Here is a 26,127-nt window from a genome sequence, read left to right as displayed (position 1 = left end):
GTCTCGTCTGGAGCGGCGTCAACAGTAGGGAGTGACATCATGCGCGGATTCGGAGCTGTATGCATCTCACTGTTACTATCGGCAATTCCTGCGACTGCGTCAGATCAAAATCTCAAGGAAGAACTTGGAAAGATAGGTTCAGCATACGAGCAGTACTTCAGCAACAAGGACGCTGCCGGGATTACTTCGCTTTACACCAAGAACTATATGCGTGTGACGGAAGACGGCGTCGTGGACAATGCCAGATACTATGAGAACGCTTTCAAGGCGGGAGTCAGTCGCCTCGAGGTCAAGACGATCGAGGTTCAGTCATTGTCAGAAAGCATGGCTTTGGTCACCGGCGAATCTCGCGTTACCGGCAACAGCGAGACAGGCGCTCCCATAGACTTCACCGTTGTTTGGACCGCTCTCGATGTTCGTGAGGACGGGCAATGGAAGATTCGCATGCTCACGTCGGTCCCCAAACCGCCGCCGCCCCAGCCGCAGCAGGCCGCAAAGTAACTCAAGGCAAAGCCTTCTCTGCCCGCAATCGTTCTCTGCGCCACCCCAAAGGGAGTCAACGATGGCCATTTTGCACGCAAACCTCGCATTGCTTTTAGTCGCATCAGTTCTGGCAACGACGAGTGCCCAGGCTCAGAGCATGCCGCCGGAGGGCCCCGTCTCGGTCATATTCACCGCGACGCCGATTCCTGCTCCCAAGCCGATGGCGATCGGCGGCGGCAGAGAATTTGCTGTCATGAACCAAGCCATGGCAGCCTCAAACGAGGCGGGAAATCCTGTACTCAACAACATGGGTGGACGTTGTCAGCTCAGCCGCCTGACGGATCCGTCTGCGAAGACCGCCGAAATTCACGGGTTCTGTACTTACGTCGACAAGGACGGCGACCAGTTGTTCGAGCAATGCGACTGGATGCCCGCATCCCCCAACAATTGCAACATAACGGGTGGGACCGGCAAATTCGAAGGTCTCCAGGCCGCGCTCGTCGTCACCATCGACCCTCTCAAGAGCAACTTCGATGGCATCAGTCAGGTCATTGGCCACAAGAAGGGGACGTACAAGTTCGTCAAGACGAACTAGGCTCGTCCGCCGAATTCCAGCGGGCGTACGGCCTTGATTGCTGCAGTTCGGGATGCCAAGGCAGCAACGTCTTCTGAACGGTTTGCCCTGGCGCTCATGTCCGATGTCACGCACTAGCGACGTGGTTCCGTCGTCTGCTGAACGGCCGGCCGGTGTCCCGGTGAAGTACGAGGTACGCCGCTCGCCAGCATGTTCGGTGACCGGCGGCGTTGTGAGTTCTTTGGGTGTGAATGGGTTCACAACGACGTCGCCAGGCAAGTGCTATGTTCCAGCCATTCTACTGCCGACTGATTTTCTGAAGAGTGTTTTTCGAACAGCCTCTGAGGAGAGGGTCATGTTCAAGCAATTCCTCTTGGTCGCGGCGATAGCCTCCCTAACGTTAGCCACATCCTCTAAAGCCGATTGCGAATATGCTTTGGAGCGCGGCGCGTCCGCCGAGTCGCGTTCGGTTTCGTTGCATTCTGATGCAGCTCAACTTGCGGAAGGCCTGTTGGATGACATTGTGACTTGGCTCTCATCGAATTTCGACCTGCCTGCCATCAAGCAGCGTCCCGTCGTTGAATTTGCGTCGAAGATGGAGCTTGCGAGGTTGCGTGCAAGGGACCGTACTTCTTTGCAAGGCTTCATGGAAAGCGATGGGCAACTAGCTCAGCGCGAGGTCGTTGCACTTTACGACAACGAGACGAGAACGATCCTGCTTCCTGATGATTGGGGCGGCACTTCGCCGACCGACCAATCGGTCCTGGTACACGAAATGGTCCATCACCTTCAGAATGTTGGAGGGCTCAAATTTGTCTGCCCACAGGCGCGAGAGAAGTTGGCCTACCTGGCTCAGGATAAATGGCTGGAGCGGTTCGGACTTAGCCTGGAGAACGAGTTCGACGTCGACATGTTCACGGTGCTGATAACTTCGGCATGCATGTATTGATTGTGACCGGTCGATCCCTGTCGCTGTCGAACGATTGCCTTTCCAAAAGGAGCGCAGTGCCAAGATCATCTCGTACGTACCAGCAAGATCTTCAGCGGATTTGATTGATGGCCAGACTCCTGGCGGTCCTCGCAGTTGCATTGGCAATCCTGGCGATGGCTCCGGGGCAGCAGAATCAGTTTGTACCGCTGCCAACAGGACCAATGCCAGCGGTGCTTGTTCCCTGAGTTCTCCTGAGGTGACGGGTTCATCCATCGAGCCGGTGGCGCACAGGTCCGCTCCTGGCCCGCGGCGATCTGCAAGGCGGACGGGCGCCGGCATCTGCACGCTATTCAGGCGTCAGCCCCAATGCCTTCACGGCAGCCACCAAGGGAGGCGTTTCGCTGTCGTACAGCTTTCTGAACGCGATATGTCCTTGAGCGGACTCATCGATGCCGTACGCGTCGAGCAGCTTCTGTATCTTGTCAGTCTTGCCGGCTTCTACCATCAGGCCGGAAACACGCTCCACGATGTCCTGCGGCATGCCGATGGGACCGGCAAGAAAGGCGTAACCGGTCATAGCAAAGAGCTCGGACTCGGCACCCTGCTCGAAAAATGTGGGAACGTCGGGAAGCTTTCTGCTCCGCGTCCTCGTCTGCACGGCGATTGCCCTCCCAACTCCGGATTCCAGCGCGTTGACGGCATTGGCGTAACTCCCCATCGCCGCCTGGAGCACGCCGGCCGCGAGGTCCTGCCACATCGGCGCTTCGCCGCGGTAGTGCACGGCTTTCATCTGCAGCCCGTACTGCTTGTTGAGCTCTGCAACGACGATATGAGGGTAGGAGCCTGCGCCGAAGGTCCCGACGTTGGTCACGTTCCTGCGGGCGTATTCGACGAACTCCTTTAAATTGGTGGCATTGGTCGCCTTATAGGCGACCAATGGCAGGTATCCTGCCGACATGCTGGAAATGAGCGCGAAGTCCCTGTCGGCGTCGTATGGCAAAGTCTTGAATAGCACGCGGCTTTGCACCAGAGTTGCGGTGATGGCGAGGAGTAACGTGTAACCGTCCGGTGGCGATTGCTTCACGGCTGCTGCAGCGATCGAACCGCTGGCACCCGCCTTATTCTCAACTATCACCGGCTGGCCGAGCTTCTGGGAGAGGTATTCGCCGTAGACGCGCGCGAGGGTGTCCGCAAGTCCGCCGGCGGGATAGGCGCAAACAATCTTGATCGGCCGGGAGGGCCAGGTCTGCGTCCACCCGCTATCATGATACGACAAAGCGATGGTGGCTGCGCCGGTTGCGATGAAGGCGCGGCGCGTGATCTTCAATGCCATCACGGTCTCCATCATGTTTGTATTCCGAGGACGCGCGTCGTGGCGTTGCTGCCGGTCCTTCAAGCGGACGGCCCTACGTTGAATCCTGAGCCGCTGCTCGGGGCACTGCTGCGCGGTACGGCAAGCCGTTGGTCGTGCTCATGGATTGCTTCCTGAGCAAATTGTGCCGTCCCGAGGATGGTAGCAGGCCATGGGCGGGCGCTCTTGACATTCTGCTTACATTCTCTTCACCGCCGGCTTATTCTTGCGCTGCAACCGGCGCGAGAGACCGACGGGGGAAAGCCACCCAGGGAATTGCCAGCTTGCGGTATCTCTTCGACGAGTACGCATTCGACACCGACCTTCGCGAGCTTTACCGCGGGGCGCACGTGGTCTCGGTTGCGCCGCAGGTGTTCGACCTGCTCGACTACCTGATCCGCAACAGGGAACGGGTCGTAAGCAAGGACGACCTCATCAAGACCATCTGGAACGGCCGTGTCGTGTCCGATGCGGCACTGACGACGCGGCTGAACGTCGCTCGGAGTGTGATTGGCGATTCCGGCGAAAAACAGCGTCTCATCAAAACCCTGCAGCGCAAGGGCTTCCGTTTCGTTGGAACGGTGCAGGAAGTGCAGCGGCCCGCAGACGCGGCGCCCACAGCCGATTCTGGTGAACAGTTTCAGGGTACCGCTGATCCAGATCGGTCCGATGCCGCGACAGTTGCGATGTCGATTCCTGCGCCACGCCTTTCCATCGTCGTACTGCCGTTCGCGAACTTCGGAGGCGATCCCGAGCAGGACTACTTCGTTGATGGCGTGACCGACAGCCTGACCACGGACCTTTCGCGCATCAGTGGTTCATTCGTGATCGCGCGTAACACCGCTTTCACCTTCAAAGGCAAAGCCGTCGATGTAAAGCAAGTCGGACGCGAGTTGAACGTCCGCTATGTGCTCGAAGGTTCCGTGCAACGAGGCGGCAATCGGCTTCGGGTGAATGTTCAGCTGATCGATGCCGAAACCGGCAATCACCTATGGGCCGAGAGGTTCGAGAAACCCGTCGCCGACCTGTTCGACATGCAGGACGAGATCGTATCGCGGCTCGCAAACACGCTAAATGCCCAGCTCATTCAGGTTGAAGCGCGGCGAGCGGAACGTTCAACCCATCCCGATGCAATGGACCTGTATTTCCAGGGCTGGGCTTACGAGAACAATGGGACGACCCCGCAATACATGACGCAAGCGCAGGCCTTTTTCGACCGCGCCCTGGCACTCGATCCCGACAATATCGAGGCGCTGGTCGGCTCGGCGCGGGTTGAAGCGGCGCTTGGGGCCAATCTTGTCACCGACGACTGGAAAGCGCACTTGGCGGCGGCCGAGGCAGCCTCAACCAGGGCTCTGTCCCTTGCGCCAAACCATGCTCGGGCCCGTAGCATCCTGGGTCTGGTCCAATCATTTAGCAACCCGGCCCGAGCCATCGCTGAATGCGAGCGGGCGTTGGCACTGGATCACAATTTGGCCGACGCTCATGCCTTCATCGGTCTCGCCAAGTTTTTTCTCGGTCGCAGTAGCGAGACCGAGGCCCATATCCGCGAGGCGCTTCGCCTCTCTCCTCGCGATTCCTACGCCTACCGGTGGTTCATGTTTGTCGGTCTCGCCAAATTGTTTCTCGGCGCCGACGTGGAAGCGGTTGCCTGGCTGCGCCGGAGCATCGAGGCCAACCGAAATCATCCCCTCCCGCATTACTATCTCGCCGCTGCGCTGTCGCTGCTCGGCTCACCGGACGAGGCGCGGGCCGCCGCACAGGCCGGCCTTGTGCTCAATCCGACCTTCACTCTCCGCCGCTACCGGGCCCGCGTGACGAGCGACCATCCGGCTTATCTCGCCGGGCGCGAGCGTGTGTATGAGGGCATGCGCATGGCCGGGGTGCCGGAGGGATGAACGGCAGGAGGTTGCCGGTGCGCGCCCAACAAGGATCGGGCGCTCCTGGGCTTACGGCGACGGCACGGTCGAAGGCGGCGCGGTGACGTTCGGCAGCGGAGTTGCTGGCCAAGGGCTTGCCGGCCAGGGACCTTTCGGCTTGGCCGCGACCGACGAGCACGCCGCCGCAAGCTGAGTCCGCATCGACGCCAGGCCCGTCAGGTCGATGTCGAATTTCGCGACGTCCACCTTTTCGTCCGGCATCGGCGTGGTCCGCCGGACATGGAGGGAGCGGGACGCCATGATCGCCTTGACCATGTCAGGGTCGATGCTGCCGCTCCACATCTCGTACTTCGCGGCCCGCACCGGAAAACCTCCGGCCTCCTGGTCCTTGTCGGCGTCCGCCGTCATCATGATCGTACTTTTGCCGACGCTCGCCTCGTCGATCTCGCCCGCGAACATCAGCGGCATGCGGTTCCTGGTTTCGCAAAACATACGCCATTCCATCGTCCCGAACGAAGAGCCGCTTTCCTTCTTCACCACCGCGATCTTGCTGATGAACGGCCGCGTTGCCTTCTCCAGCCTCCACATTCCTTCGGCAAACGGTCGCGTGTCGATTCCGAAACGATAGAGCTCGGCTCGCGTCAGCATATGCAGGCTTTCGAACTTCACGGTCCGGATGAGACCGTCGAGCTCGCGGCTGATCCCCATCGCCGCGATGAACGCAGCGCGGTCGCGGTCGGCGTTCGCGATCCGGCGCTGCCTGTATTCCGCGACCGCCTGCGGCGCCGGATGCCCGTGAAAGACGAGGACCAGCCTGGAGTTATGGACTGCCAGGGCGGCGTCGGGAGCGACCTCGCGTGATGTCGCGCCGAGAAACAGGTAACCGCAGGCCGAGTTGCACATCGCATGGTAGGTCGTGAGCTCCGCCTCGACCTCGCCGCCGGCGGCCTTGGTCTTCAGGCATGCGGCGTCCACCTGTGTGCCGGCGGCGCACGCCGTCGCGATCGTCCGGCCGACCCGCGCGACCGCCTTGCGATTGCGCAGCAGCCGGCCGATGACGTAGGACTGCTCCACATTCCCGCCGGGCGAATGAAGGTAGATCGGACGCTGGGTGTCCTTGACGCCGGCCAGGAAGCGGCGAATGCGCTGGCTGGCGTCCCCATCGATCTCGCCCTCGATGGCGATCCAGCGGTCGCAGCCGGGCCCGCACGCGTCCGGTGCCCCCTTGGCAAGATAGATCGTCAGCCTGTGCGCAAATCCGGGATTTTCGGACGGCGTTTCCTCGGCATGCAGCGCGCATGGAAGCAGCATGGCCACGAGAAACAAAATACGGGCAAGCATGTAACGACTGGGCCACGCGCAGTGAAGATAGACGTCGACGTTACATGATGATCGGCGCGCCTACAACTTTTGGTGGCATGCGGACGCGCGTTTATTGCGCCGGGCGGCACATCGTGCTTTCTCGAAATACAGCGTTCGTCACGTCAGACGATCGATGATTTCGAATAGCCTGTCGCAGGAAGCCTCGATCCGCTTTTGCGGAGATGTGGCGATGCCCAGCAACAGACCGGGGCGCGCCGAAGCCGTGGACGCATACCAGAGCGACAGCGGAGTAGGCGCCAGCCCGAACGATGCCGCTTCCCTGGCGATGGCGAGATCGGGCGCTCCATCCGGCAGCTGCAGGACCGCTGCCAATCCGGCAAGCGCAACATTGGCGGTGCGCGTCCGAAGCTGTTTCAGCAATGCATCGCCTTGCGCGGCGTAGACCCGCTTCGTGCGCCGGAGATGCCGCAGATAATGGCCCTCGCGCATGAAATCGGCGGTGGCGAGCTGCACTGCGGGCCCGGGCGCCGGCGCGAGGCACGCCGCGGCTTCGGCAAATCGCGACGCCAGAGCGGCCGGCGCAACGACAAAGCCGAGCCGCAGGGCAGGGGTCACGGTCTTGCTGAAAGAGCCGATGTGGATGACGCGACCCGCGCGATCGAGCGAGGCAAGTGCCGGCGTGGCTCGGCCCTTGAGCTGCAGCTCGCTGAGATAGTCATCCTCGATCACCCACGCCTTGCGTCGGGTGGCCCAGTCGAGCAGGCGCGAACGCCTCGCCAGCGACAATGTGGATCCGAGTGGCGCCTGCTGCCCGGGCGTCACGACAACCAGCGCCGCGTCGGGAGCATGTTTCAGGCCGTAATCGACATCGATGCCGTCAGCGTCGACCGGGATCGGCGCGATCGACAGTCTGGCAAGCGCGAGACCGTGCCGCGTGAAGGGAAAGCCCGGATTCTCCATCCAGACCTTCGTCTTTGACTCGAGGCCGAGGACACGGAGCGCCAATCCGAGGCCGCCGCTGAAACCGCTTGTGATGATGATCTGCGACGGCGTGCACGCGACCCCGCGCGCCAGCGCGAGGTAGGCTGCGATCTCGCGTCGCAAGTCGAGCTCGCCGCGCGGATCCGGATAGATCGGCGGCGCGCTCATTTCGACGCGAACCGCCTGCGCGCGCATCCTTGCGAGCAGCGTCGCAGGAAAAGTCTCTTGCGCGGGCACGCCCATCTGGAAGATTGCCGGCCCCGCCGTGAGCTCCTGGTACATCTCCATGAACGAGCCGGGCGCCGGGGCTTTGTCCTTGCGAACGGGAAAGGACGGCCGATCCGCGACATGCGTGCCGGTCGCGCGTGACGCGACAATCAGTTGGGCGGAGGACAGCTTTTCATAAGCCGCGCGCACGGTGCCCCGCGCGACGCCAAGCTGGGCTGCCAGGTCCTGCCAAGAGGGCAGACGCGCTCCGGGTGCGAGCACGCCGTTCGCGATGGCGGCCCTGATGCCCCCATGGATCTGCTCGGCCAGCGGCGTCTTCGCAGAGCGATCCAGTTCCAGCCGCAGCGGTTTGGTCATGCCCCTTGGTACACGATTTTCGTGCGTTCTTGGTGCTTTTTTGTGGACCAGGGCAGGGGCATTTATGGCAGAGACACGGGCCGGGCATCGATCATCAAGGAGCAGGACAATGACAGGGCGTCTCGACTACGACCGTATCGCGCCGGCGGGTGTGAAAGCGCTGGGCGGCGTGTACGGCTACATCATGCAGAGCAATCTTCCTGCGGCGCTGATCAACCTCGTCTATCTGCGCGTATCCCAGATCAACAACTGCGCCTACTGCCTCGACATGCATATGCGCGATCTGCTCAAGAGCGGGGCGAAGATCGAAAAGCTCGCTCTGCTGCAGGCGTGGGAGGAAGCCGGCAATCTGTTCGACGCGCGCGAGCGCGCCGCCCTCGCATGGGCCGAAACGGTGACCCGCGTCGCGGATACCGGCGTGCCGGATCAGGCCTATGAAGCCGCGCGCGGGGTCTTCGAGGAGCGCGAGCTCGTCGACCTCACCATCGCGATCGGTCTGATGAACACGTATAATCGTATGGCGATCAGCTTCCGTAAGACGCCGCAGGCCGCCGTCGAGAAGACAGCCTGACGGGCCACGAACGGCATCGGCCGACGTCAATGCAAGGCAGGAGTTAGAAAATGACGAGCGTGATTTCCGGCGTGAAAATTCCCGACAGCCAGCTGGCGCGCGAGGCCGCCGAGCTGGTGCGCAGCTACGAAGACGAGATGCTGTTCAACCATTCGGTCCGCGTCTACGTGTTCGGCGCGATGAAGGGGCTGCGTCAGAAGCTGAAATTCGATTCCGAGTTGCTTTATGTCGCGGCGCTGTTTCACGACCTCGGCCTGGTCGATCACTACCACACCGAAACAAAGCGATTTGAGGTCGACGGTGCCGACGCCGCGCGGGACTTTCTCCGGGCACGCGGCATCGCCGAGCCGCAGGCCGATCTGGTCTGGGACGCGATTGCGCTGCACACCACACCCGGCATTCCGGAATATATGAGACCGGAAATCGCCCTCACGAGGGCAGGAGTTGTGGTGGACGTCGGGGCCGTTGGATATGACGAGTACACGCCGGAGCAGCGCGATCAGGTGATCGCTGCGTTCCCGCGCGGCGATTTCAAGAACGAGTTTCTGAAGGTGCAGACCTGCTCAGCGCTGAAGAAGCCGCAGACGACATTCGGGACCGTCAATTTCGACTATATCCAGGATCACGATCCCAGCTTCCACAAGCCGAACGTGTGTACGCGCATCCGCAATACGCCCTGGCAAAGCTGAGCTGCCGCTAAGCCACCGGATCCCTGACGGCATCCGAACGGCTTCGGTCATCCGGCGCCAGCGGTGGCGCCGGCCGCGCGGGAGCGTCCTTCAGCAAGGCAGCGTCGCTCGAGGCGTCCTCGACCGGCGCGGCTCGGGCCTCGCGCGCGGCGACGATCCAGATCAGGAAGCCAAGAAGCGCGAGCGAGGCTCCGACGGGACCGGTGGAGGTCCAGCCCAGCCCCTCGCGAATGGCAAGGCCGCCCAGGAACGGGCCGAGCGCATTGGCGGTGTTGAACGCCGAATGGTTGAGCGCAGCAGCGAGCGCCTGCGCGTCTCCTGCGACGTCCATCAGCCGCGTCTGCAGGATGGCGCCGAGCGAGACGCTGGCGCCGATCGCGAAGACGTCGGCCGCAAGCAGCCAGGGATTGCCGGCGGCAAGCGGAAACACCAGCAGCGCGACCGCAGCAAACAGCAGGATCACGCCCGCCGTCGGCATCAAGGCGCGGTCGGCAAAGCGCGGCACGAACAGATTGCCGAGCGTTGCGCCGATGCCGAACACGGCGAGGAAGAACGGGATGACCGCGGTGCTGACCTTGGTGACCTCAATCAGCGTCGTCGCGAGATATGTATAGACGGCGAACATGCCGCCAAAGCCGATGGCGCCGATCGCCAGCGTGATCCAGATGCGGCCGTTTCGGAGCGCACCGAGCTCGCGCAGCGGATCGGACCGGCCGGCCGCATCGCGCGGCGCGAACAGCGCGCACAGCAGGACCGTGATCAACGCCAGCACCGACACGAGGCCGAAGCTCGCGCGCCAGCCCATCGCCTGGCCGATCAGATTGGCCAAGGGCACGCCGATGATCGTGGCAGAGGTCAGGCCGAGCATCACTTGGCCGATCGCCTGCGAACGGCGGTGTTGCGGAACGAGCGAGGCCGCGACCAGCGCGGCGATGCCAAAATAGGCGCCATGCGGCAATCCCGACAGAAATCGAGCCGCGATCATCCAGCCGAAGCCCGGCGCGAGAGCGGTGAGCGCGTTGCCGAGCGCGAACACGGCCATCAGGGTCAGCAACTGGGTGCGCCGGGCGAACCGCGCGCCAAGCACGACGATCAGCGGCGCGCCCAGCACCACGCCGAGCGCGTAGGCACTGATCGCGTGCCCCGCGGTCGGCTCGTCGATCCCGAGGTCGGCAGCGAAGAACGGCAGCAAGCTCATCGATGCGAATTCGGTGGTTCCGATCGCAAAGCCACCCATCGCGAGCGAGAACAGGACGATGGCGAGGTGAGGCGGCGCTGAGGCGCGGGGCGAGGTCGCGTGAGGCGAGGTCGTCATGTGTCCTGCATTGGTGGCGTCAACGGGAACCAGCCCAGCGAACGTCGCCACCCCTGCAAGATTTGTCGTCGTACTTAAACCTGCACCAGCTCGCGTCAACATCGGAGGCGCGATGCAAGGCATGCCGCATATCAGCGTCCCGATTTACGGGTGGCGCGATCCGGACGCGTCGCGCACCAACCTGCGGCCTCATCGGTGCGCTTCGGCCTTCCGGCGACTTTCGCTATCCACTCTACAGACGGGGTCGACACGCCTGAGGGTAGAACAGTTGCATAGCTGCACCAAAGTGTATTGGCGGTTGAGGCGGTCGGCGCGACCTTTTGCCATCGCGCCCGGCGCGAGGGCTTCCACTTCGGGGCCCGGCGCAAGTGAGAATTCGCGAATGCTGTCGAAATTCAGAAGGAATTCATAAGGAATTCAAAAGGAATTCGAAAGGTAGCGTGCATTGATTGGGCGCCTTATTCCGGCGCGAGCCGCTCATCGCCAAGACGAGGTAATCCGAAGAAGCCCTCTTACTCTCCGCCGCGACTTGTTGTGGCGCTGCCGCTCCGAGCCATTCGGGTGATTTTGGTAGCGCCTCAACCGAATTGCGTTTAGCGTGTTGCAGATTGGTTCAACGACGAGACTCTGCTCGGCAAGAGGCTTTATTCGCCGCTGAGGGATCAATGAAGTCGGAGCCTACGAGCGTCCCCCCGTCGTCGCCGAACACCGCCAACGACAGTGGTGCGAGGTTGGTTGGTGCTGCCGAACAGGACTTTAATTCCCAAGTCGGTACGATCCTCGAATTCGAAAGACCTTTCCGCGCCGTCCTCGTGGCGGACGTCGTCAGCTATACCAGACTTATGGAAGCTGCTGAGGTCGAGACGCATAGTCGCTATCGGGCTCTTCGCGTGAGCGTCATCGATCCGGCCTTGATCGGTCGACGAGGCGAGATTGTGAAGAACACCGGCGACGGCTTCGTCGCGGTGTTCGAGAGCCCGCTCGATGCCCTTCGCTGTGCCTCCGAGTTGCAGCGTGAAGTCACCGGGCTTGAAACCTTGCAACCTCCCGAGCGCCGCATAGCCTTTCGCATCGGCGTCCATTGGGAGCCTGTCATCTTTGATCTGAACGATGTCTACGGCCATGGTGTCAATATCGCAGCACGCTTGCAATCTGTCGCTCCCGCGGGCGGCGTTGTGGTGTCGTCGGCCCTTTTGCGAGTAGTCGCCGATCTGAGCGAATTCAAGTTTGACGACCTGGGTGAGCTTCATCTCAAGAACCTGTCGCGGCCGGTTCATGCCTTTCTCCTGCTCTCGCCGGGAGTGGACCGCCGCACGGTGATCGGCGCTTCCACCAAATCCTCGAGACGAACCAAACTGCCCTCGATCGCCGTTCTTCCGTTTGCGAACAGCTCTTCGGAGGTTGACGACAGCTATTTTGCCGAAGGCTTCGTCGAAGACATCATTGTCAGCCTGAGTAATATTCAGGAGCTCCTGGTGGTGTCTCGCGGGTCGACGATGCCGTTTCGTCAGCGCGAGATCGATCCCGTCGAAATCGGCGAGAAGCTTGGCGTTCGCTATTACGTCAGCGGTCACGTTCGCCGATCGGGCAAGCGATTCCGGTTTTCGGTCGAGCTGGTCGATGTTGCGACTGGCTCCGTGGTGTGGGCCGAGAAATACGACACGGACCTCGCGGACGTTTTCGAAGTCCAGGACGAGATCGCCATTGGTGTCGTTGAGAAGATCGCCGCCTATGTGCGTCGCGCAGAGATCAAGCGGGCGCTGCGAAAGCCGCCGAAGAGCCTCAATGCGTATGACTATCTCCTGCGGGCGCTTGAGCTGCTCTACAAATTCGATTTCGCGAGCTTCTCGCGCGCCAAAGGGCTGCTCGAGAAAGCCAGCGAGGAAGACCCCGAATACGCGGCGCCGTACGCGTTCGCTGCGAAGTGGCACAATTTCAAGATCGCGGAGGGGTGGTCGTCGGATTTCGATGCGGATTCGGCCGACGTGATCCGGCTGTCCAATTGTGCCATCGAAAGAGACCCGCAAAATGCTCTCGCGCTCGCGATACAGGGGCACGGCAAGAGCATGTTCTTTCGTGACTACGACAGCGGATTGGACCTGTGTGAGCGGGCTCTTGCCATATCCCCCAGCAATTCGTGGGCATGGGTGTTCGGGAGCGGGACCCCCGGGTTCATCGGCGATGCTTCAACCGGAATCGCCCGTGCGGAGCGCGCCATCCGGCTTTCACCACTTGGCCAACAGGCCTTTTTCAATTTCTGCCTGCTCGGCCAAAATCATTATCTGAACGGAACGTTTGACGATGCCATTCGCTGGTCGAAGAAGTCTTTGACCCTCAGCCCGCGTTTTGGAAACGCCGCGCGCGTCCTCGCCGCAAGCCTCGTCGCGGTTGGTCGCCTGGAGGAAGCGCGGCAGGTTTCGCAGCACCATAAGAACATCCTGCCCGGCTTCAGGGTATCGGACTATGCGCGCCGTTGTCCGTTCAAAGAGCCCCAGGGGTCTTTGTATGTCGAGCGATTAGGAGCAGCTGGGTTGCCGGATTGATGGGGCCAGGAGCCCGGTTCAAATTATTAGCCCCTCGATGGAGAGCACAATGCCTGGTGTTGCAGGAGGAGGCGGTGGTGGTGGCGGCGGCGGCGGCGGTGGCGGCGGCGGCGGCGGCGGTGGCGGTGGCGGCGGCGGCGGTGGTGGCGGAAACGGCGCAGTCAGCGGCGGTTACGTTGGTGGTGGAATTCCCCCGCGTCCTTTCCCGATCTTCGAGAGTTTCGTCGGAGTCCTGCCCGGTAGCTTGAATTACGGGGCGACATTCCCGCTGTCTGCCTGGCGCCCTGACTTTTTTGCCCAGATCGCATTGCTCGAATTTGCCAGGACCGATTGGCAAACCATCACTGTCGCCGGCCCGCCAACGGATCACGATGTCATTTTCGGGGAGATCGATGAACTGCTTGGGGCATCGATGGATCGTCGCAAGAGGTTGGCAGATGAGATCGTCGATCAGGACGTGAGGCTTGTCGGCTATTTTGCGCAGGTCCTCATGCTTTCGCCGTCGGCGCATCCAAATACGATCAAGATTCTGGAGATGGCCGATCATGTTGGACTGATGGTCGCCGTCTACTACAAGCTCAGGTTCAATCGCGGGCGGCCGCAACAGGTGTGTCCGGCGCTTTTCCCAATGGTCGCGTCGCCCTGGCACGCCTCCTATCCGAGCGGACATTCGCTGGAGAGTCATCTGATGGCACTGGCGCTGGGAGAGATTATCCCCGGTGCCAAGAGTGCACTGAGGGCGCTGGCCGCGCGGATCGGGAAGAATCGCGAGATCGCTGGCGTCCACTACCCGAGTGACACGGCTGCCGGGAAGGCCATTGCTGAAGCCGTGTTTCCGTACCTCCAGCAATGCAGCACCTTCCATGCGGTGACCGAGGCGGCAATACAAGAGCATTGAACAGTGCCTAATGCCGCAGCCGAGATCGCATCCTTGGATTTTGCAAGGATGCGCTCCGCACGGCCACAAGGAATTGAAGTTGGACCAATCGATCTCAACCACGAGGTATTGCAATGGGTATGGAAGAAATTTCCGTCATCGAAAGGACACGGATTCAGTTGGCGCCAGATTTCACGATGCAACATCAGTGTCACATCAATTGGTGCTGGGCAGCCGTCGCTTCCAGCATCTCGGGCTATTACGACGAGACCAGTACTTTCACGCAGTGCCGCATCGCCGACCTCGAATTGAACCGGCATGATTGCTGTGATTTCCCTTGCGGCACGCCGGGTCTGGAATTCGATGTGACGCATTCTCTCGGATCACCGCTCAATCGAGTCCGCTGCCTCGCCGTGTTGGCCCTCGACCAACGAGCGACACGAATGGAGGTGCAGCAGGAGATCAGTGCAGGGCGACCCATTTGTGTTCGCACGGTCTGGTCGGGAGACGAAGATGAGGAGGGACCGGCGCACTTCGTCGCGATCGTCGGATATCTGGAGGATACCGACAGCCTGGTCATTGAGGATCCCCTTTTCGGCCTAACACCAGAGATCCAGTTTAATCGATTTTGCTCAAACTATCAGGACGCCAAAGGTGTCTGGACGGACACTTACTTCACCAAGCCCCCGGTCTAGAACCTCGCCACCGCGAAAGGAGAGAAAAGATGGCAATTCATCCCAGCGATCCTCCGGCGGCTGCGGTCGTAGCTGTGAAGCGAGCGGTGGCCAGCCGGGTGGGCAACCCGAAATTCCCGCGATCAAGGCTTTCCACTGCCAACCGTGACGCGGTCTTCATTTCCCTGCCGCATCGCATTGCCTATCTGGCTTTTGGCAAGATCCGTCGCGCAGACAAACTCAGAGCGGCTGCGAAGCTAGGCAATTGGAGATTTCTTGTGATTGAAGCGAAGCGGCGCACCGCCGCTGATGATGGTGGAGGAGAGGAACAGGAGCCGATCGCTGCTGCGACAATCGTGAAGTCGGCAGCGACGACGTATGAGACGACGTATGAACTGGGTGACCTGAACGAAGGGCCGTTTGTGGCAGCGACGTCGGAGGCGATCCGTCGTGCCGAGAAGCTTCCTGAAGTTCGGGAAGGACGCTTCGAGGCTTTCCTGCTCACCGTGCCGGCGGTCCATGTGACAGCGCTCTGGCTGCAAGGTTATCAAGATTGTCATGGCGATGCGGACCTGCTGCTGACGTTACCGCCCTCGGACCAGGCCTTGGAGCCGTATCGGCCGATGGCGTCGGCTGCGTTCTTGGCTGTCGTGCAAGACCTCGCTCGGAAAGTAACTTCCGAATACGCGACGAGGGGGTGAGCGGGCAATGTCGGCGGGATGGAAAAGCTCGCAAGTGCGTTAAGCTCGCAAGGGCGTCAAAGTTGGCAAGTCCCGGCATGGGAGCACGCCTAGTCGGCCTGCTTCGGCCGCCGGGGAGCCTTTGACCGCTTCTGCGGAAAGTACGGGTTCACGGCGCAGCTCGCGGAGCGGCCGACGGCGAGAAATCTGCACTGTTCGAGCGAAGTGTAGCGGCAGTCGAAATAGCCGACCGGGCCGTAGATCTGCATGCAGACGGGATAGCTGGGATCGTAGGTCTGCGCGTGCGCCGGCACGCCCGAGAAGAGCAGGCCGGTGGCGACGAGCACGAAGCGGGCGCTGCGCATCTCAGCGCGGTGGGTAGTAGCCGGGTGAATAGCCCGGTGTCTGGGCGCGCGGACGATTCTGATAGGCGTAGGGATCGTCGCTCTGGCCCGTGAAATACGGATTCGCGATGCAGGTCAGCGCGCGGCCCGACGAGCTTGCCTGACACTGTGCGTAACTGTCGAACGTGCAATTGCTCAGCCCCGGCCATTCCTGGCCGGTCAGGCAGAACGCGTGATGCGTGCCGAATGCGCGTGCGGGCGTGCTTGCACTCAGCGTGAGCGCGAATGTGGCGATTGCGAGCGAAAATGTGGCGATAATGGGGAGGGCAATCTGTCTGCGCATCTCAATCTCCAATCACACAATCGTGCGTGCATCAGATGTCCAGGCACAGATGCAACATACGTCGTGTAGTCGACATTGGAACTCATGAAAACCCTTGTTTCAAAGGGTTTCGCGCGCGCGCTGCTAAACATTCATTAACGCAGCACAGCCCTTTGGCCCCGACTGTTGCGTCGGGGTTACAGCAATTCCGTCGAGCGCTGATATGACGGCCCTACGGCCCGGGGGCCTAACGACGAAACTGGAACGGGAATCAAATGAACAAGAATCTGTTGCTTGCTGCTGTGAGCCTTGTCGCGCTGAGCGCGACTGCGCCGGCGCTGGCTGCTGACCTCGCTGCGCGGCCTTACACCAAGGCGCCCGCGATGATCGCGACCGTCTATGACTGGAGCGGCTTCTACATCGGCATCAACGGCGGCGGCGGTTCGTCGCACGCGACCTGGGATTTCGTTGGCGTGGGCCGCGAAGGCTCGCACGATGCGACCGGCGGCACGGTCGGTGGTCAGATCGGCTATCGCTGGCAGTCCGGCCAGTGGGTGTTCGGTGTGGAAGGCCAGGGCAACTGGGCTGACTTCTCGGGCGACAACACCAGCGCGCTGTTCGCCACCCGCAACCGCACCAAGATCGATGCGTTCGGTCTGATCACCGGTCAGGTTGGCTACGCCTGGAACAACGTCCTGGTCTACGTCAAGGGCGGTGCGGCTGTGGTCAGCAACAAGTACGAGATCTCCAGCACGGCGGGCGCGCTGCTCTCCTCGTCCAGCGACAGCCGCTGGGGTGGCACGGTCGGTGCCGGCCTCGAGTACGGCTTCGCGCCGAACTGGTCGGTTGGCGTCGAGTACAACCACATCTTCCTGTCCGACAAGGACGTGACCTTCGCTGGCTTCGCCGGCTCGGAGCGCATCCGCCAGGACGTCGACATGGGTCTCGTCCGCCTGAACTACAAGTTCGGCGGCCCGATGATCGGTCGCTACTGAGACTGGTCGCTCATTTCGAGCGATCGTCGAAAAGCCCCGGCCTTGCGCCGGGGCTTTTTTGTTGCGTGAATTCAGCGAGTTAACCATCACTTTTCGAGAGAGCTCACACGGCTTGACTCTCAAGAACGAAATGAGAACAATGTTCTTCATACGTTCTGGTGATGGAGCAAGCCATGTTCAGGATTTTCGTGGAAGAAGCCGCCGCACTCGCCTCGATCTCGCTGTTCGTCGGGATGATCGCAATCTGGGCGCAGGTGATTCCGCAGCTCTAGGCCGCAGCTGGCCAGACCCCTTGGTCATGCCCTTGGGGAAAAGCGGGACGACGCGGCCGTTTCGTGGCTCCGGCGTGGACTCTGAAGCGGTGACGCCCCACCATTGTGAGGCGAGTCGGCTGGGTGGGCGGAAGATGTCCTCATGATCCCCCTGGAGCCGGCGACCGCTCCATCTCACTGCAAGAGGCCGTCACGCGACCATGCCGAGCGCCGGATTTGTCCACCTTCACGTTCACTCGGCCTATTCGCTGCTCAAGGGCTCGATCAAGATCGCCAAGCTCGCCGAGCTTGCGAAGAAAGACCACCAGCCCGCACTGGCGCTGACTGACACCGACAACATGTTCGGCGCGCTGGAGTTCTCCGACAAGATGGCGGGCTCCGGCATCCAGCCGATCGTCGGCTGCGAGCTCGCGATCGATTTCGGCGACCAGGATCCCAACGCGCGCAACGCGCTGCTGCCGTCGCGTGTGGTGCTGCTGGCGGCCCAGGAGCGCGGCTATCGCAGCCTGATGCGGCTGAACTCGCGCGCGTTCCTCGAATCGCCTGACAGCCACGCGCCGTTCATCAAGTTCGATTGGTTCGACGGTGAGACCGAAGGCTTGATCGCACTCACGGGCGGCCCTGACGGGCCGATCTCGCTCGCGCTTGCCAGCGGGCAGGCCGAAATTGCGGCGACGCGCTGCGAGCGTCTCGCCGGCCTGTTCGGCGATCGCCTCTATGTCGAATTGCAGCGCCACAACATCGACAAGGAGCGCCGCGTCGAAAGCGGGCTGATCGACATCGCCTACGCAAAAGGCCTGCCGCTGGTTGCGACCAACGAGCCGTATTTCGCTTCGAACGACGATTACGAGGCGCACGATGCGCTGCTCTGCATTGCCGGCGGGCGGCTGATCGCCGAGACCGATCGCGTTCAGCTCACACCCGATCACCGCTTCAAGACCCGCGCCGAGATGGCAGTGCTGTTCGCCGACATTCCGGAGGCGCTGGCCTCGACGGTGGAGATCGCCGAGCGCTGCTCGTTCCGCCCGATGACGCGCAAGCCGATCCTGCCGTTCTTCACCGTCGGCGCCGCCGCAAGCTCCGACGCCGCGTCGGTCGAGGCGGCCGAGCTGAAGCGGCAGGCGGAGGAGGGGCTCGCCAACCGCCTGCGCGTGCACGGCCTGTCGCAGGGCACCACGGAAGAGGACTACAGCAAGCGCCTGGCGTTCGAGCTCGACGTCATTATGCGCATGAAGTACGCGGGCTACTTCCTGATCGTGTCGGACTTCATCAAATGGGCGAAGGGCCAAGGGATTCCGGTCGGACCGGGGCGCGGTTCGGGCGCCGGCTCTCTGGTCGCCTGGGCGCTGACCATCACCGACCTCGACCCGATCAAGTTCGGCCTGCTGTTCGAACGCTTCCTCAATCCGGAACGCGTCTCGATGCCGGACTTCGACATCGATTTCTGCCAGGACCGCCGCGGCGAGGTGATCAGGTATGTCCAGGAGCGCTACGGTCGCGACCAGGTCGCGCAGATCATCACCTTCGGTACGCTGCAGGCGCGCGGCGTGCTGCGCGACGTCGGCCGGGTGCTGCAGATGCCCTATGGCCAGGTCGACAAGCTGACCAAGCTGGTGCCGCAGAATCCGGCCGCGCCGGTGACGTTGGCCACCGCGATCGAGAGCGAGCCGAAGCTTCAGGCGTTCCGCGATGAAGATCCGGTGGTGGCGCGCGCCTTCGACATTGCGCAGCGCCTCGAAGGCCTGACCCGCCACGCCTCGACGCACGCGGCCGGCATCGTGATCGGCGATCGCCCCTTGAGCGAACTCGTGCCGATGTACCGCGATCCCAAGTCGGACATGCCGGTGACCCAGTTCAACATGAAATGGGTCGAGCCGGCCGGGCTCGTGAAGTTCGACTTCCTCGGCCTGAAGACGCTGACCGTGCTCGACGTCGCGGTGAAGCTCCTGAAGCCGCGCAACATCGACATCGATCTCGCGACGCTGCCGATCGACGATGCCGAAAGCTACCAGATGCTGGCGCGGGGCGAGGTGGTCGGCGTGTTCCAGGTTGAAAGCCAGGGCATGCGGCGCGCGCTGGTCGACATGCGCCCCGACCGTTTCGAGGACATCATCGCGCTGGTCGCGCTCTATCGCCCGGGCCCGATGGCGAACATCCCGACCTATTGCTCGCGCAAGCACGGCGACGAGGAGCCGGAATATCTGCATCCGGTGCTGGAGCCGATCCTGAAGGAGACCTTCGGCGTCATCATCTACCAGGAACAGGTGATGCAGATCGCGCAGGTCATGTCGGGCTATTCGCTCGGCGACGCCGACCTGCTGCGCCGCGCCATGGGCAAGAAGATCCGCGCCGAGATGGACAAGCAGCGCGACATCTTCGTCGCCGGCGCGGTCAAGAACGGCGTGCCGAAGGGGCAGGCCGAGACCATCTTCGAGCTGCTCGCAAAGTTCGCCGACTACGGCTTCAACAAGAGCCACGCGGCGGCCTATGCGCTGGTGTCCTACCACACCGCCTATATGAAGGCGCATTACCCGGTGGAGTTCATCGCGGCGTCGATGACGCTCGATCTCAATAACACCGACAAGCTCTCCGAATTCCGTTCCGAGGCGCAGCGCCTCGGCATCAAGGTCGAGCCGCCGAACATCAACCGCTCAGGCCCGACCTTCGAGGTCGGTGACAAGACGATCTACTACGCGCTCGCCGCGCTCAAGGGCGTCGGCATCCAGGCGATCGAGCAGATCATCGAGGAGCGGACCAGGCGAGGGCTGTTCACCTCGCTCGCCGACTTCGCCGCGCGGGTCAATCCGCGCGCGATCAACAAGCGCATCATCGAAAGCCTCGCCGCTGCCGGCGCCTTCGACACGCTGGAGCCGAACAGGGCGCGGGTTTTTGCCGGCGCGGACTCGATCCTGGCCGCCTGCCAGCGTGCGCATCAGGCCGAGACCATCGGCCAGAACGACATGTTCGGCATGTCGGCGGACGCGCCGACCATCATGCTGCCGCAGATCGAGCCCTGGCTGCCGGCCGAGCGGTTGCGCCGCGAATATGACGCGATCGGATTCTTCCTGTCGGGCCATCCGCTCGACGATTACGCGATGGTCCTGAAGCGCCTGCGGGTGCAGAGCTGGGCCGAGTTCTCGCGTGCGGTGAAGACCGGCGCCACCGCCGGCAAGGTCGCGGCCACCGTGGTGTCGCGCATGGAGCGGCGCACCAAGACCGGCAACAAGATGGGCATCATGGGGCTGTCTGATCCCACGGGCCATTTCGAGGCGGTGCTGTTCTCCGAGGGCCTCGCGCAATACCGCGATGTGCTCGAGCCGGGCGCCGCCGTGCTGCTCCAGTTGGGCGCGGAATTGCAGGGCGAGGACGTCCGTGCCCGCGTGCTGCATGCCGAGCCGCTCGATGACGCCGCCGCCAAGACGCAGAAGGGCCTGCGCATCTTCGTGCGCGACACCAAGCCGCTGGAGTCGATCGCCAAGCGACTGGCCGGACCCGATATGGCGGCCTCGAACGGCGCCGCGCCAAAAGTCGGCAGTCCCGGCATCGCGCCGCGCTCGAACGGCGACGGCGAGGTCTCGCTGGTGATGATGCTCGACCTCGAGACCGAGGTCGAGATGAAGCTTCCCGGCCGCTTCAAGGTCTCGCCGCAGATCGCCGGCGCGATCAAGGCGGTCGCGGGCGTCGTGGACGTGCAGCAGCTCTAAAGCACGATGAGATCCGGAAGAATCGTCATCGCGCTTGGGATCGGCGTTAGCGTATGATCTCACCACAAACGCGTGCCGCGTTTGTGGTGAGTGAGAATTGCTGCCCTTTTCCGGATCATGCTTTAGTAGCCGATCTCGAATATATGCAGGTGGGCGCAGCTCTGTGCGGTTGTTGCGCGTGAGGCGAGCGATCGCTTCGGCTTTGCAACATGGTTCGCGTTGCAGCAATCATCAGTTGCATCATTTATCATTGGTGATTTCTTCACATCGATGCACCTATCATCGCGACGCTTCCATTCGTCCACTGTACCTGGGGAAACGTCACATGTGCGACAAGTGCTCTGAATCTCTGCATCGAGACATCGCGCCGTCGCGGCGATCCGCGATGCTGTTTGGCGCCGCTGCGTTCGGCATGGCCTTCGCCGGCGGAGCTTTCGCGAGCGGCGCCTTGGCAAAGGAGGCCAAGCAGCCACCCAAGCCGCAGAACGTGTTGTCGCCCGACGCATCGCTGAAGCGGCTGATGGAGGGCAATGCGCGCTATGTCGACGGTGTGGCGCGGCGCCACGATTTCAAGCACGAGCGCGAGGCGCTGGCCGGTGGACAGAATCCGTTCGCGGCGGTTCTGAGCTGCGCCGATTCGCGCATCGCGCCGGAATATGCCTTCGACAGCGGCCGCGGGGATCTCTTCGTCTGCCGCGTCGCCGGAAATTTTGCCGGCACCGAAACCATTGCCAGCATGGAATATGCGGTGGCCGTGCTCAACGCACCGCTGATCCTGGTGCTTGGCCATGATGCCTGCGGCGCGGTCGATGCGACGCTGAAGGCAATCAAGGACAACACGTCGCCGCCGGGCCACATTCCCTCGCTGGTCGATGCGATCGCGCCCGCCGCAAAGGCTGCGATGCAGCAGGGCGGGGACGTGCTCAACAAGGCGATCCGGCAGAACGTGATCGACAACGTCGCGAAGCTGAAATCGGCCGCGCCGATCCTCAATGCGGCCGTGGAGCAGGGCAAGCTGAAGGTCGTCGGTGGCATCTACCGGCTCACCACGGGAACAGTCGATCTGATCGCGCAGGGCTGAGCGAGGTTCGCGCCACAGCGCGGTCGCGAGGCTTACGCGGGCCTGACGCAGGGGTTTGACGGGGCGGGGGCGCCATGCCGCCGCCTCAATCCGCGCTTTTCGTTCAAGAGCCATTCAGCCGGCCGCGCGTCTCATGTACGGTGGCAGCTCAACAACGATAGCGGGCAAGCAAGCCATGCGTGGGACCTACAAGGCCTTCATCTGTTTTCTCTTGCCGATCCTGGCGTTCGCTGCGGCCGCGCCCGATCCGGCGCGCGCGCAGCAGCAGGAAAAGCGCATCGCGCTCGTGGTCGGCAACGGCGCCTACGCCAAGTCGCCGCTGGCGACGACCGCGAACGATGCCGGCCTGATCGCGCAGACACTGCAAGCGGCGGGCTTCGACGTGGTCGGCGCGCGCGATCTCGACGGCGACACGCTGCGCAAGAGTCTTCGCGATTTCATCCAGAAGGCGCAGGCCTCGGGCCCCGGCACCGTCGCGATGATCTATCTTGCCGGCTACGGCGTGCAGCTCGCGGGCGAGAACTATTTCATCCCGGTCGATTCCAACATCACCCGCGACACCGACATTCCGACCGAAGGCCTGCGGATCAGCGACTACGCCCGCCAGCTCGCTTCTGTTCCGCTCAAGGCCAACATCGTCGTGCTCGACGCGGCGCGCGCGCAGCCCTTCATCGAGGGCGGCCAGCAGATCGCGAGCGGACTGGCGCTGGTCGAGCCGGATCCGAACATGCTGATCGCCTTCAACGCCGCGCCCGGCACGGTCGCGCCGGAAGAGCCCGGCCCGTACGGTATTTATGCGCAATCGCTGGCGGAGATGATCCGTACCGGCGGCCTGCCGCTCGCCGAGGTGTTCGACCGCGTCCGTCTGCGCGTCAACGAGGCCAGCAAGGGCGCGCAGGTGCCCTGGAACGAGGCGAAGATATCGGCGCCCTTCTCGTTCTTCGAGCGCGGGCCCGATGCGCCGCCGCCGGAGGCCGCGCCCGACCAGGTTGCCGCGTTCCGCAACAAGCCGATCCGCGATCTCGGCGTGCAGGACGCCTATGCGGCCGCGCTCGAGCGCGACACGCTGCCGGCCTATGAAGAGTTTCTCGCGGCCTATCCGGGTGACCCGCTGTCGAAGCGCGTGATGGCGATCGTCGCGGCGCGCCGCGAGGCGATCACCTGGCGGCGGACCTACCGGAACGATACGCCTGAGGCCTATTGGTCCTATCTGCGCCGCTATCCGCGCGGGCCGCACGCGGCCGATGCGCGCCGGCGTCTGGCGATTCTCACCGCGCCGCCCGAGCCACCGCCGACCTTCGCGATGATCGACTATGACGTGCCGCCCCCGCCGCCGGAGGAGGTGGTCTATGTCGACCGTCCCGTGCTGTACTTCAGCGACCCTGATTTTGGCTTCGCGCCGCCACCGCCGCCGCCGGTCTATTATCTGCCGCCGCCGCCGCCGGATTTCGTCGTGCTCGAGCCACCGCTGCCCGTTGTCGGCCTGTTCGTGCTGCCGCAGCCGATGTTCGTGCCGATCCCGGTGTTCGTCAGGCCGCCGATCTATGTCGCGCCGCCGCCGAACAACATCGTCTTCAACAACATCCATAACACCACGGTCATCAACACCGTGATCAACCGGCCGCCCGCCCCGCCCGTGGGAGCGGGAGGAGGGACCGGGCCTGGCAATCTGAGGCCGGCGATTGCCGACCGCGCCAACCCGGTAGCGCCAATGTTGCCGCAAGCCGCTACGCAGCGCGCCGCGCTGATCCAGCAGGGCAAGGCGCCGATGCCGCCGAGCGCGACGGTCCAGCCGACGGCGAGGCCGGGGATACCTCCAGGGACGCCGGCCAATGTCGCGCCGACCGGCACGCCCCCCGCCGTACCGCCGACCAGGCTGCCACAGACCAACACGCTGCCGGTTCCCGGCGCCCAAGGCGGGCCGCCAGCGCCGCCGGCCGGGGCAGGGACGTCGCCTGGCGGCAGGCCCTTGGCGCCGACGGCAAATGCACCCGGTGCGCCCCCGCCGACGCATCCGGGGGCGCCGACCACGGCTGCGCCCGGCACAACGCTGCCGTCCCATCCTGGCGCGCCAACGGCCGGCACTCCGACGACCGTTGCGCCCACCGCGAACCCGGCTGCGCCCGGCCAACCGCCGAAGCCGCCGGTTGCTCAGACCCCGCCCAGTGGCGCGCCCGCTGGCGGCAAGTCTGCAACCCGCGAGCCGGCTGTCGCGCCGCCAACTGCTGCGGGCACACCGCCCGGCACGCCCTCGGGCGCCACGGGCAAGCCGGTCACGCCGCCGCCCTCGACCGCGCGCGAGCTGGTCAAACCGCAGAACTTGCCCGCGACCCCTCCAGCGCAGGCCGCCCGGCCGTCGCCGTCAGCTCCAGCATCGCGGCCGCAGGCCGTGGCGAGGCCGACGCCGCCCGTCGCTCGTCCGGCATCGCCGCCGCATGTCGCATCGCCTCCGCCGGCCCGCGCGGCTCCGCCTGTGGCGGTTGCACGGCCGGCGCCTCCGCCCATGGCCCGGCCTGCACCTCCACCCGTGGCGCGGCCCGCGCCGCCACCGCCGGTCGCCCGGCCGGCACCACCGCCGCCGCCGCGGATGGCCGTCGCGCCGCCGCCGCGTCCAGCGGCACCTCCGGCGCGCCCAGCGGCGCCGGCGGCGAAAAAGTGCCCGCCGAACCAGCCCAAGTGCTAGGTCGTTACGGACTGGCCTGGTCTTTACGGAAGAGGGCCTTCGGGAGGCGAAAACAGCCCCCGAAAGGCCCTTATTTCCTTGCTTCTGGCCGAAATGGCGCTATATAGCGCCCCATCTCACACGGAAACATGGCTCACAAGGCCGTCCGGTGGCAACCGGGGCGAGAACGCTCCGTTTTGCTCACACGTTTCCGGAGGAACCAACCGGAGAATTGAAACTATGGCGCTACCCGATTTCACCATGCGTCAGCTCCTCGAAGCTGGCGTGCACTTTGGTCACCAGTCTCACCGCTGGAATCCGAAAATGGCACCGTTCATTTTCGGCGCCCGCAACAACATCCACATCGTCGACCTCGCGCAGACCGTGCCGTTGCTGCACACCGCCTTGCAGGCGGTCAGCGACACCGTCGCCAAGGGCGGCCGCATCCTGTTCGTCGGCACCAAGCGCCAGGCGCAGGACGGCGTCGCGGACGCTGCCAAGCGCTGCGCGCAGTATTTCGTCAATTCGCGCTGGCTCGGCGGCACGCTGACCAACTGGAAGACGATCTCGGCCTCGATCAAGCGCCTGCGTCATCTCGATGACGTGCTGTCCGGCGGCGACGCCAGCTCCTACACCAAGAAGGAGCGCCTGACGCTTCAGCGCGAGCGCGACAAGCTCGATCGCTCGCTCGGCGGCATCAAGGACATGGGCGGTCTGCCCGACCTGATCTTCGTGATCGACACCAACAAGGAAGACATCGCGATCCAGGAAGCCCAGCGGCTCAACATCCCGGTCGCCGCGATCGTCGACACCAATTCGGATCCCAAGGGCATCACCTATGTGGTCCCGGGCAATGACGATGCCGGCCGCGCGATCGCGCTGTATTGCGACCTGATCGCACGTGCGGCGATCGACGGCATCTCGCGCGCCCAGGGCGATTCGGGCATCGACATCGGTGCCTCGGCTCGTCCGGTCGCCGAAGAGCTGCCGGCCGCTTCCTCGAGCGGCTTCCAGGGCCTTGCCGGTCCGCGCGGCACCGCCGACGACCTCAAGAAGCTCCCGGGCGTGTCGGGCGCGATCGAGAAGAAGTTCAACGACCTCGGCATCTTCCACTTCTGGCAGCTCGCCGAGCTCGATCACGACACCGCGCACAAGATCGGCGAAGAAGTCGGTCTGCCGAGCCGTGCGGATGCCTGGGTGGCCAAGGCCAAGGCGCTGACCGCGGAAGCGGAATAGTCAAAAAGAGCGATGGGTTGGCCGGATATAAGTCCGGCCACCATTTCAGTTGAC

General features: G+C 63.3%; 21 protein-coding genes. 15 read left to right on the top strand and 6 right to left on the bottom strand.

All coding sequences use genetic code 11. From position 1 onward, the window contains the following. Positions 1-39 precede the first annotated feature (39 nt). The 3 genes from AB7535_RS17360 to AB7535_RS17350 all read left to right on the top strand — a co-directional run bounded on the left by AB7535_RS17360 (position 40) and on the right by AB7535_RS17350 (position 2,006). Positions 40-501 carry a YybH family protein gene (locus AB7535_RS17360; protein WP_063983016.1) on the top strand — a complete coding sequence of 154 codons (462 nt, stop codon included), beginning with the start codon at positions 40-42 and terminating at the stop codon, positions 499-501. A 61-nt stretch (positions 502-562) separates the two neighbouring features. Continuing rightward, positions 563-1,078: a hypothetical protein gene (locus AB7535_RS17355; RefSeq protein ID WP_439036698.1), complete on the top strand. Its 516-nt coding sequence runs from the start codon at positions 563-565 to the stop codon at positions 1,076-1,078. Between the two features lie 334 nt (positions 1,079-1,412). Further along, entirely contained in the window at positions 1,413-2,006 is a 594-nt protein-coding gene (locus tag AB7535_RS17350) for a DUF6647 family protein (RefSeq protein WP_439036697.1), read from the top strand. 328 nt (positions 2,007-2,334) lie between these two features. On the opposite strand, the gene AB7535_RS17345 is transcribed toward AB7535_RS17350, so the two are convergent. Next, the gene (locus AB7535_RS17345; protein ID WP_223153533.1) at positions 2,335-3,336 is read right to left on the bottom strand and encodes a Bug family tripartite tricarboxylate transporter substrate binding protein; all 1,002 of its coding nucleotides are present in this window, start codon (positions 3,334-3,336) and stop codon (positions 2,335-2,337) included. A gap of 287 nt (positions 3,337-3,623) precedes the next feature. Here AB7535_RS17345 and AB7535_RS17340 point away from each other — a divergent pair, with 287 nt between their 5' ends. Then, complete coding sequence (locus AB7535_RS17340) at positions 3,624-5,237, top strand: winged helix-turn-helix domain-containing tetratricopeptide repeat protein (RefSeq protein WP_167767918.1); 1,614 nt, start codon at positions 3,624-3,626, stop codon at positions 5,235-5,237. 51 nt (positions 5,238-5,288) lie between these two features. On the opposite strand, the gene AB7535_RS17335 is transcribed toward AB7535_RS17340, so the two are convergent. Both AB7535_RS17335 and pdxR read right to left on the bottom strand, forming a co-directional pair. After that, positions 5,289-6,560 carry a hypothetical protein gene (locus AB7535_RS17335; protein ID WP_439036696.1) on the bottom strand — a complete coding sequence of 424 codons (1,272 nt, stop codon included), beginning with the start codon at positions 6,558-6,560 and terminating at the stop codon, positions 5,289-5,291. Between the two features lie 138 nt (positions 6,561-6,698). Then, a complete protein-coding gene (pdxR, locus tag AB7535_RS17330) occupies positions 6,699-8,108 on the bottom strand; it encodes a MocR-like pyridoxine biosynthesis transcription factor PdxR (protein ID WP_135213828.1) in 1,410 nt (469 codons plus the stop codon). Between the two features lie 109 nt (positions 8,109-8,217). Here pdxR and AB7535_RS17325 point away from each other — a divergent pair, with 109 nt between their 5' ends. Together AB7535_RS17325 and AB7535_RS17320 are read left to right on the top strand one after the other, a co-directional pair. Next, positions 8,218-8,679 carry a carboxymuconolactone decarboxylase family protein gene (locus tag AB7535_RS17325; protein ID WP_135213827.1) on the top strand — a complete coding sequence of 154 codons (462 nt, stop codon included), beginning with the start codon at positions 8,218-8,220 and terminating at the stop codon, positions 8,677-8,679. A 50-nt stretch (positions 8,680-8,729) separates the two neighbouring features. After that, complete coding sequence (locus AB7535_RS17320; protein ID WP_135213826.1) at positions 8,730-9,368, top strand: HD domain-containing protein; 639 nt, start codon at positions 8,730-8,732, stop codon at positions 9,366-9,368. 7 nt (positions 9,369-9,375) lie between these two features. Here the strand turns inward: AB7535_RS17320 and AB7535_RS17315 are convergent, their stop codons facing one another. Beyond that, positions 9,376-10,683 carry an MFS transporter gene (locus AB7535_RS17315; RefSeq protein WP_167767917.1) on the bottom strand — a complete coding sequence of 436 codons (1,308 nt, stop codon included), beginning with the start codon at positions 10,681-10,683 and terminating at the stop codon, positions 9,376-9,378. Positions 10,684-11,348: 665 nt separating this feature from the next. On the opposite strand from AB7535_RS17315, the gene AB7535_RS17310 reads away from it, so the two are divergent. The 4 genes from AB7535_RS17310 to AB7535_RS17295 all read left to right on the top strand — a co-directional run bounded on the left by AB7535_RS17310 (position 11,349) and on the right by AB7535_RS17295 (position 15,478). Then, the gene (locus AB7535_RS17310) at positions 11,349-13,226 is read left to right on the top strand and encodes an adenylate/guanylate cyclase domain-containing protein (RefSeq protein WP_135213824.1); all 1,878 of its coding nucleotides are present in this window, start codon (positions 11,349-11,351) and stop codon (positions 13,224-13,226) included. A gap of 49 nt (positions 13,227-13,275) precedes the next feature. Continuing rightward, positions 13,276-14,124 (top strand): phosphatase PAP2 family protein, encoded by an 849-nt coding sequence (locus tag AB7535_RS17305; protein WP_354077701.1) that lies wholly within the window; start codon positions 13,276-13,278, stop codon positions 14,122-14,124. Between the two features lie 113 nt (positions 14,125-14,237). Next, complete coding sequence (locus tag AB7535_RS17300; protein WP_135213822.1) at positions 14,238-14,798, top strand: papain-like cysteine protease family protein; 561 nt, start codon at positions 14,238-14,240, stop codon at positions 14,796-14,798. A gap of 29 nt (positions 14,799-14,827) precedes the next feature. Continuing rightward, a complete protein-coding gene (locus tag AB7535_RS17295) occupies positions 14,828-15,478 on the top strand; it encodes a hypothetical protein (protein WP_135213821.1) in 651 nt (216 codons plus the stop codon). Between the two features lie 89 nt (positions 15,479-15,567). Here the strand turns inward: AB7535_RS17295 and AB7535_RS17290 are convergent, their stop codons facing one another. Beyond that, the gene (locus AB7535_RS17290; RefSeq protein ID WP_135213820.1) at positions 15,568-15,822 is read right to left on the bottom strand and encodes a DUF3551 domain-containing protein; all 255 of its coding nucleotides are present in this window, start codon (positions 15,820-15,822) and stop codon (positions 15,568-15,570) included. A gap of 1 nt (position 15,823) precedes the next feature. Beyond that, positions 15,824-16,144 (bottom strand): DUF3551 domain-containing protein, encoded by a 321-nt coding sequence (locus tag AB7535_RS17285; RefSeq protein WP_135213819.1) that lies wholly within the window; start codon positions 16,142-16,144, stop codon positions 15,824-15,826. Positions 16,145-16,398: 254 nt separating this feature from the next. Between AB7535_RS17285 and AB7535_RS17280 the strand changes: the two genes are divergently transcribed. The 5 genes from AB7535_RS17280 to AB7535_RS17260 all read left to right on the top strand — a co-directional run bounded on the left by AB7535_RS17280 (position 16,399) and on the right by AB7535_RS17260 (position 26,073). Continuing rightward, entirely contained in the window at positions 16,399-17,118 is a 720-nt protein-coding gene (locus AB7535_RS17280) for an outer membrane protein (RefSeq protein WP_063983028.1), read from the top strand. Positions 17,119-17,590: 472 nt separating this feature from the next. After that, a complete protein-coding gene (gene dnaE, locus AB7535_RS17275) occupies positions 17,591-21,094 on the top strand; it encodes a DNA polymerase III subunit alpha (RefSeq protein ID WP_135213818.1) in 3,504 nt (1,167 codons plus the stop codon). A 325-nt stretch (positions 21,095-21,419) separates the two neighbouring features. Then, positions 21,420-22,175 (top strand): carbonic anhydrase, encoded by a 756-nt coding sequence (locus tag AB7535_RS17270; RefSeq protein ID WP_135213817.1) that lies wholly within the window; start codon positions 21,420-21,422, stop codon positions 22,173-22,175. A 175-nt stretch (positions 22,176-22,350) separates the two neighbouring features. Continuing rightward, entirely contained in the window at positions 22,351-24,858 is a 2,508-nt protein-coding gene (locus tag AB7535_RS17265; RefSeq protein ID WP_439036695.1) for a caspase family protein, read from the top strand. Between the two features lie 219 nt (positions 24,859-25,077). Beyond that, the gene (locus AB7535_RS17260) at positions 25,078-26,073 is read left to right on the top strand and encodes a 30S ribosomal protein S2 (protein WP_028151700.1); all 996 of its coding nucleotides are present in this window, start codon (positions 25,078-25,080) and stop codon (positions 26,071-26,073) included. The last annotated feature ends 54 nt before the right edge of the window (positions 26,074-26,127 follow it).

The sequence above is a fragment of the Bradyrhizobium sp. 956_D2_N1_4 genome (genome assembly GCF_052076025.1).
GTDB lineage: Bacteria > Pseudomonadota > Alphaproteobacteria > Rhizobiales > Xanthobacteraceae > Bradyrhizobium > Bradyrhizobium barranii.
The sequence above is the reverse complement of the archived record's forward strand: the minus strand, read 5'-3'. Positions and strand labels throughout refer to the sequence as shown.

Excerpts from the sequence above, each read along its gene's own strand:
- AB7535_RS17360 (WP_063983016.1), top strand. The coding sequence starts at position 40 with ATGCGCGGATTCGGAGCTGTATGCATCTCACTGTTACTATCGGCAATT.
- AB7535_RS17355 (WP_439036698.1), top strand. The coding sequence starts at position 563 with ATGGCCATTTTGCACGCAAACCTCGCATTGCTTTTAGTCGCATCAGTT.
- AB7535_RS17350 (WP_439036697.1), top strand. The coding sequence starts at position 1,413 with ATGTTCAAGCAATTCCTCTTGGTCGCGGCGATAGCCTCCCTAACGTTA.
- AB7535_RS17345 (WP_223153533.1), bottom strand. The coding sequence starts at position 3,336 with ATGATGGAGACCGTGATGGCATTGAAGATCACGCGCCGCGCCTTCATC.
- AB7535_RS17335 (WP_439036696.1), bottom strand. The coding sequence starts at position 6,560 with ATGCTTGCCCGTATTTTGTTTCTCGTGGCCATGCTGCTTCCATGCGCG.
- pdxR (WP_135213828.1), bottom strand. The coding sequence starts at position 8,108 with ATGACCAAACCGCTGCGGCTGGAACTGGATCGCTCTGCGAAGACGCCG.
- AB7535_RS17325 (WP_135213827.1), top strand. The coding sequence starts at position 8,218 with ATGACAGGGCGTCTCGACTACGACCGTATCGCGCCGGCGGGTGTGAAA.
- AB7535_RS17320 (WP_135213826.1), top strand. The coding sequence starts at position 8,730 with ATGACGAGCGTGATTTCCGGCGTGAAAATTCCCGACAGCCAGCTGGCG.
- AB7535_RS17315 (WP_167767917.1), bottom strand. The coding sequence starts at position 10,683 with ATGACGACCTCGCCTCACGCGACCTCGCCCCGCGCCTCAGCGCCGCCT.
- AB7535_RS17310 (WP_135213824.1), top strand. The coding sequence starts at position 11,349 with ATGAAGTCGGAGCCTACGAGCGTCCCCCCGTCGTCGCCGAACACCGCC.
- AB7535_RS17305 (WP_354077701.1), top strand. The coding sequence starts at position 13,276 with ATGCCTGGTGTTGCAGGAGGAGGCGGTGGTGGTGGCGGCGGCGGCGGC.
- AB7535_RS17300 (WP_135213822.1), top strand. The coding sequence starts at position 14,238 with ATGGGTATGGAAGAAATTTCCGTCATCGAAAGGACACGGATTCAGTTG.
- AB7535_RS17295 (WP_135213821.1), top strand. The coding sequence starts at position 14,828 with ATGGCAATTCATCCCAGCGATCCTCCGGCGGCTGCGGTCGTAGCTGTG.
- AB7535_RS17290 (WP_135213820.1), bottom strand. The coding sequence starts at position 15,822 with ATGCGCAGCGCCCGCTTCGTGCTCGTCGCCACCGGCCTGCTCTTCTCG.
- AB7535_RS17285 (WP_135213819.1), bottom strand. The coding sequence starts at position 16,144 with ATGCGCAGACAGATTGCCCTCCCCATTATCGCCACATTTTCGCTCGCA.
- AB7535_RS17280 (WP_063983028.1), top strand. The coding sequence starts at position 16,399 with ATGAACAAGAATCTGTTGCTTGCTGCTGTGAGCCTTGTCGCGCTGAGC.
- dnaE (WP_135213818.1), top strand. The coding sequence starts at position 17,591 with ATGCCGAGCGCCGGATTTGTCCACCTTCACGTTCACTCGGCCTATTCG.
- AB7535_RS17270 (WP_135213817.1), top strand. The coding sequence starts at position 21,420 with ATGTGCGACAAGTGCTCTGAATCTCTGCATCGAGACATCGCGCCGTCG.
- AB7535_RS17265 (WP_439036695.1), top strand. The coding sequence starts at position 22,351 with ATGCGTGGGACCTACAAGGCCTTCATCTGTTTTCTCTTGCCGATCCTG.
- AB7535_RS17260 (WP_028151700.1), top strand. The coding sequence starts at position 25,078 with ATGGCGCTACCCGATTTCACCATGCGTCAGCTCCTCGAAGCTGGCGTG.